The organism is uncultured Agitococcus sp., assembly GCF_937920075.1.
GTDB lineage: Bacteria > Pseudomonadota > Gammaproteobacteria > Pseudomonadales > Moraxellaceae > Agitococcus.
This window is the reverse complement of sequence record NZ_CALETI010000238.1, coordinates 1-1,353: the sequence shown is the minus strand read 5'-3', so window position 1 is coordinate 1,353 and position 1,353 is coordinate 1. Positions and strand designations below refer to the sequence as shown.

The window sequence follows — 1,353 nt, the reverse complement described above, 5'->3', positions numbered from 1 at the left end:
GCAGTCTACAGCGTTTAATGATTGCAGATGGTGGCGACAGCGTAACGTGTGAGCGTGATTTTGACGCGCCATTCCCGACAAATGTCAAAGTGGTTGTTGCTGCAATTAAAAATACGGGCAGTGAATTTATTGATATAGCCTCAATGAATCCCGTTCAGAAAATCGCCGTCTTTGATTGCGATAATACCGCCACCTTGTTTACTCATGCGCTAAACCGCATTAAGGCCACTTGTAGCAGTGAAGAACGCAAAGATTTGTTAGGTATTGCTTTGGGCTGGTGTGGCACGTTTAAGCGGATTTGCGTGGCTTTAGGCGCGTTTAATAAACCAAGCCAGCCCACTATCAACGAGGCGGTTGTGCAGTGGTGTAGCAATTGGATTGTGTTTCATTTAGAGAAGTTGTTATCACGTTTAGAGATTAACGGACTAGATGAGGAAATAGGGATTGAGGAAGATGTTTTAAATGTCGTGTATGATTTTGGCAAAAAAGGCGCATCAAGCCGCGATATTGGCCAAAAACTTAGAGCATTTAGAAACATGGACGCGGTTCAAAAATTAGAGTTATTAGCCAAACTGCAAGGGCAAGAAAAAATCATTGAAAAAAAGGAGGGCAAAGCGGTTCGTTTTTTTATGCCTGTTTTTTTCAAAAGTGATTGCGCGACAGGATCAAAATAGGCTACTGTAGAACGGTCAAACGGAATTGGCCTCCTGTTTTTAATACTGTGACACGTTTCCTAAAGTGTTCCAAGTGTGTGGAACAGGTCAAACCTTAGAGCCGCAAGGGCTACAAGAGAAACGTTCCAGTGTTCCAGTGTTCCACTCAAAAAACAATTTTAGAAAAAATTGTCGTCTTTTAACAAAATCCCCTAAAAACCTTAATACAATGCTCTCTCTCTGTAATTATTATATATATATTATATAGTCGGAACATTACGTTGGCACGATTCCCCTCTAGCCTTACAGCCGCAAGGCTTGCAGCCGTTCCTACTGCCGTGTCATTTTTTTTTACAGGAACACATAGTAAAAACTATAAAAAAACTATTCTTTATAAGTAAAAGTTATTAGAAAACACGCACTAAAAACGCGATAATAACAAGGCGGCTAGGTTAGCTACCGAAAAGTGAGAGTCATTCACTCACAGCCGTTTCAATTCTTGAATGATTGCCAGTAATGAAGGCCAACAATATGAAACTCACCCCAAAGCAACAACTTGCATTTAACACAATTACCGATTGCATAGCCAACAAACAACCAGTCCTACTCACAGGCTTCGCAGGCACAGGCAAAAGCACAACTATTGCCACCGTTATAAAATCGCTGTCTCACAAACTTATCACCATAGCTACGCCAACAC

2 protein-coding genes are annotated in these 1,353 nt (G+C 41.2%); both read left to right on the top strand.

The window, feature by feature from the left end; translation table 11 throughout:
• On the top strand, positions 1-674 hold a 674-nt coding region (locus tag Q0212_RS08345; RefSeq protein WP_297924444.1), incomplete at its 5' end, for a hypothetical protein.
• A gap of 495 nt (positions 675-1,169) precedes the next feature.
• Positions 1,170-1,353 (top strand): DEAD/DEAH box helicase family protein (locus tag Q0212_RS16800; RefSeq protein WP_367175771.1); only part of this gene is annotated, 184 nt, incomplete at its 3' end.